Source organism: Paenibacillus sp. VTT E-133291 (assembly GCF_002264395.1).
Classification (GTDB): domain Bacteria; phylum Bacillota; class Bacilli; order Paenibacillales; family Paenibacillaceae; genus Paenibacillus_AQ; species Paenibacillus_AQ nitricinens.
In genome coordinates, this window is the sequence record NZ_NFVA01000185.1 from 1 (window position 1) to 3,682 (window position 3,682).

Below are 3,682 nucleotides of genomic sequence, written 5' to 3' on the forward strand. Positions count from 1 at the left end.
TACGACTACTGTAACTAAGCCTGTAACTAAACCTACAGAAACTACACCTAGTACAGGTGCTGCGAGCAATAAAGGAACTTATGTTCAACAGATCGTAACGCTGGTAAATAAAGAGCGTGCAGCAGCTGGTCTGAAACCTGTTTCTGGATTGGACAGCCTTCATAAAGTAGCAGCTACAAAAGCTACGGATATGCGTACTAATAACTATTTTTCACATACTTCACCTACGTATGGTTCACCATTCGATATGATGAAATCCTTTGGGATCACGTATAACGCTGCAGGCGAGAACATCGCTATGGGTCAAAAAACACCAGAAGAAGTAATGAAAGCATGGATGAATAGTCCTGGTCATAAAGCTAATATTTTGAATGCTAATTTCAATTATATCGGTGTAGGTTATGACAATAACTATTGGGTTCAAGAATTTATTGGTAAATAATTGAAATATCGTTACTGAAATCAACGTTCTCCGATGAAAATCGGGGGACGTTTTTTTGTGCCCAAACTTTAATCGCTGAATTTTTTTGAGAATTTTCGTATTCATATTTGGGTTAAATAAGCGGAGCAGCTGGATTTATTTCTGTTCTAGACATTTGCAAAACCGGTATGGAAGATTTATGTTTATGTACATAGTTAAGATCTTTGTAAAATGTGGAACAATACATAATAGAACGGCACACGGAGGGATGGCTTTGAATGATTCAAAGTGGACATGGCGCAGCGTTAGCCTGATTTCCATAGTAACAACCATAATTCTAATTGTAGGTTTAGTTTATGCGGTCAGAGACATTATCTATCCGGTTGGAGAAGCCGCAGAGACCAACATACCTCAACAAACAGCTGCTCCAGCGGCGGAAGCTGATAAGAAGCTCAAAGTTGTTGCTCTCGGAGATTCGCTAACCAAGGGAACTGGTGATAACACCGGGGAAGGATTTGTTAAGCGTACAGTTAGTGGTTTATCTGCTAAAGGTGTTGAGGTTGATTTTTTAGGGAATATGGGGATTAATGGTTTAACTACTGCAGGACTGCTAAGCAAGCTGGAAGAAGATGGTGTAGATTACGCGCTGCATATGGCGAATGTCATTCTGCTATCGATCGGAGGGAATGATTTATTCAAGGACTCCAATATTTTGCAGAATAGTGGCGCACTTCAAAGTGAATCCACGACCGATCAAGAGCTGACTCCAGAGTCTTTGCTAGCAGCCCTTCCAGAAGCAGTAGGAAGATTAGGTAAGATTCTGCAGAAAATCACGGAAATCAATCCAAATGCTCAAATTTATTATATGGGTCTATACAACCCCTTTGGTGATATACCAGATTTGCTTGTACCAGGTAATCAGGCGGTTGCGAAGTGGAATAATGCGGCAATGGATGTTATTAATAAGCACAGCAATATGACATTGGTTCCAACCTTCGACTTGTTTAACAAGCATTTGGACAAATACTTATCAACGGATCATTTTCATCCGAATGGGGATGGCTATCAGCGAATCGGAGAGCGATTCATTCAGGCTATACACTAGAACACAATTGAGTGCCAGCTTTCTAAGAAAGATGATTTGTGTTTAACAAGGAGCTAAAGAGAATATGACAAAAGCGAACAGTGATGAATCCAGTCCGGTCGTCTTGTCTGTAGACGGGGTACGGAAAAAAATAGGGCGAAAGTGGATTATAGATGATGTTACGTTTGATGTGAGAAAAGGAGAAATTTTTGGCTTCCTCGGACCCAATGGAGCTGGAAAGACAACTACGATTCGAATGCTTGTCGATTTGATTCGTCCAAGCAAGGGCAAGATTACGGTATGTGGTTACAATGTGAACCGAAATCCGGAAAAAGCGTTGCAATTTGTTGGCTCTATCGTGGAGAACCCTGAGGTATATACCTATTTGACGGGATGGGAGAATTTACAGCATTTTGCCCGGATGCAGCCTGGTATTGATAATACTCGCATTAGTGAAGTGGTAGATATCGTACGGTTAGATCAACGAATCCATGATAAGGTAAGTACATATTCGCTTGGGATGAGGCAGCGACTTGGTATAGCGCAGGCTCTTCTGGGACATCCGCGTCTGCTTATTCTGGACGAGCCAACAAACGGGTTAGATCCAAAGGGAATTAAGGAGCTGCGAGAATTTATACGCAAGCTAGCAGATGAGGGGTTGGCGGTATTTGTATCGAGTCATTTACTTAGTGAAATCCAGCTTCTCTGCGACCGTGTTGCGATTATTAGTAAAGGGCGAGTACTTGCAGTGGGTTCGGTAGATGAGCTTATTGCCCGAAATTCGCCGTATGTACTTTGGGAGCTAGAGCCTTTTGCTGAAGCTAGGACATTACTGGCTGATCGCCCAGATATTCAGATTCAGAATCTGGAAGACGTTACCTTGGATGATTCAATAATTGCAGGTATGGGCCCGAATTCTTTAATCACAATTATGGAGCAGGATTTGATCCCCGAGATTGTGGCTGTTATGGTGACTGCTGAAATCGAAGTTAGGGCTGTGCATAAAATCAATCCGACACTGGAACAGCTATTCTTGAAACTAACGGAGGGTGAGAACGTTGAATAATATGCTTCCGCTAATCCGTAATGAATGTTTAAAAATCATAAAAAAGAAACGGTTTTATGTTATACTGCTGATTCTGATTGTTCTGGTGCCTATGTTCACCTACGCGCAAATGCGATCTGCTGAGCGTAGCCGAGATAAATTCAACTCCGATTGGCGCCTGGAGATCCAGCAACAGATCATTGATAATCAAAATTCTTTGGGTAGCGACCGGATTCCAGAGGAATGGAAGACTTATCGGCGAATATTTGTACAGCAGCTTCAATATTACCTTCACCATGATGTGAATCCGAACGAGCCAAGTGGCGTTACCTTTACCCGTGAGTTTATGGATAATTCCGTTACTTTATTTATTCCACTACTCATTATGGCTGTAGCTTCGGATTTAGTTTCTGCGGAGCGGACTACAGGGACGATCAAAATGCTGCTGACAAGGCCAGTTAAGCGTTGGAAAGTTTTGTTTAGCAAAATGGCGGCACTGCTTATGTTTGTCTCACTCATCGTACTCTCCACATTTGTGATCAGCTATTTGATCTCTGGTCTCGCTTTTGGATATAAGGGCTTCAATATCCCTGTTTTTACAGGCTTTAAGATCAGTGGGGACTCGGTAGATATGTCTACTGTACATGCAATACCACAGTGGAAATATATGCTTATGCAAGGTGGATTGGTCTGGTTCGTAAGCGTCGTAGTTGCCCTGCTTGCTTTTATGATCTCTGTACTTGTAAGGAGCACTGCTGCTAGTATAGTGGTCATGATGGCAGCGCTGATCGCTGGAAATATTTTGACCAATATGGCTTCAGCCTGGACAACAGCGAAATATTTATTTATGGTAAATCTTGGACTGACCGGCTATTTGTCAGGAACTCCCGCCCCTATAGAGGGGATGTCCTTGTCATTTTCCATGGCTGTGCTGGCAGTATGGGGGGCTGTTTCGGTGATCATTTCATTCGCCGTCTTTACGAAAAGGGATATTTTGAATTAGAATGTACAAAGTGACGAAAACGTTTGTTTGCATTTTTAGAAATATAAGAACGTATAAGTTTTGCACCTATACTTTATATCTTATGTTTCTCGCTAAAAGGCTTACCGTCCTTATAAGGACGCCAAAGGC

At 42.1% G+C, this 3,682-nt stretch carries 4 protein-coding genes; all 4 read left to right on the forward strand.

Annotation, left to right across the window (positions count from 1 at the left end):
• Positions 1-442, forward strand: a 442-nt coding sequence (locus CA598_RS31275) for a CAP domain-containing protein (RefSeq protein WP_256990089.1), incomplete at its 5' end; no start/stop codon positions are given.
• 247 nt (positions 443-689) lie between these two features.
• Complete coding sequence (locus CA598_RS31280; protein WP_306440435.1) at positions 690-1,526, forward strand: GDSL-type esterase/lipase family protein; 837 nt, start codon at positions 690-692, stop codon at positions 1,524-1,526.
• Between the two features lie 64 nt (positions 1,527-1,590).
• The gene (locus CA598_RS31285; protein ID WP_094879023.1) at positions 1,591-2,571 is read left to right on the forward strand and encodes an ABC transporter ATP-binding protein; all 981 of its coding nucleotides are present in this window, start codon (positions 1,591-1,593) and stop codon (positions 2,569-2,571) included.
• Positions 2,564-3,553 carry an ABC transporter permease gene (locus tag CA598_RS31290; protein ID WP_094879024.1) on the forward strand — a complete coding sequence of 330 codons (990 nt, stop codon included), beginning with the start codon at positions 2,564-2,566 and terminating at the stop codon, positions 3,551-3,553. The genes CA598_RS31285 and CA598_RS31290 overlap by 8 nt, the downstream gene beginning before the upstream one ends.
• The last annotated feature ends 129 nt before the right edge of the window (positions 3,554-3,682 follow it).

Excerpts from the sequence above, each read along its gene's own strand:
- CA598_RS31280 (WP_306440435.1), top strand. The coding sequence starts at position 690 with ATGGCTTTGAATGATTCAAAGTGGACATGGCGCAGCGTTAGCCTGATT.
- CA598_RS31285 (WP_094879023.1), top strand. The coding sequence starts at position 1,591 with ATGACAAAAGCGAACAGTGATGAATCCAGTCCGGTCGTCTTGTCTGTA.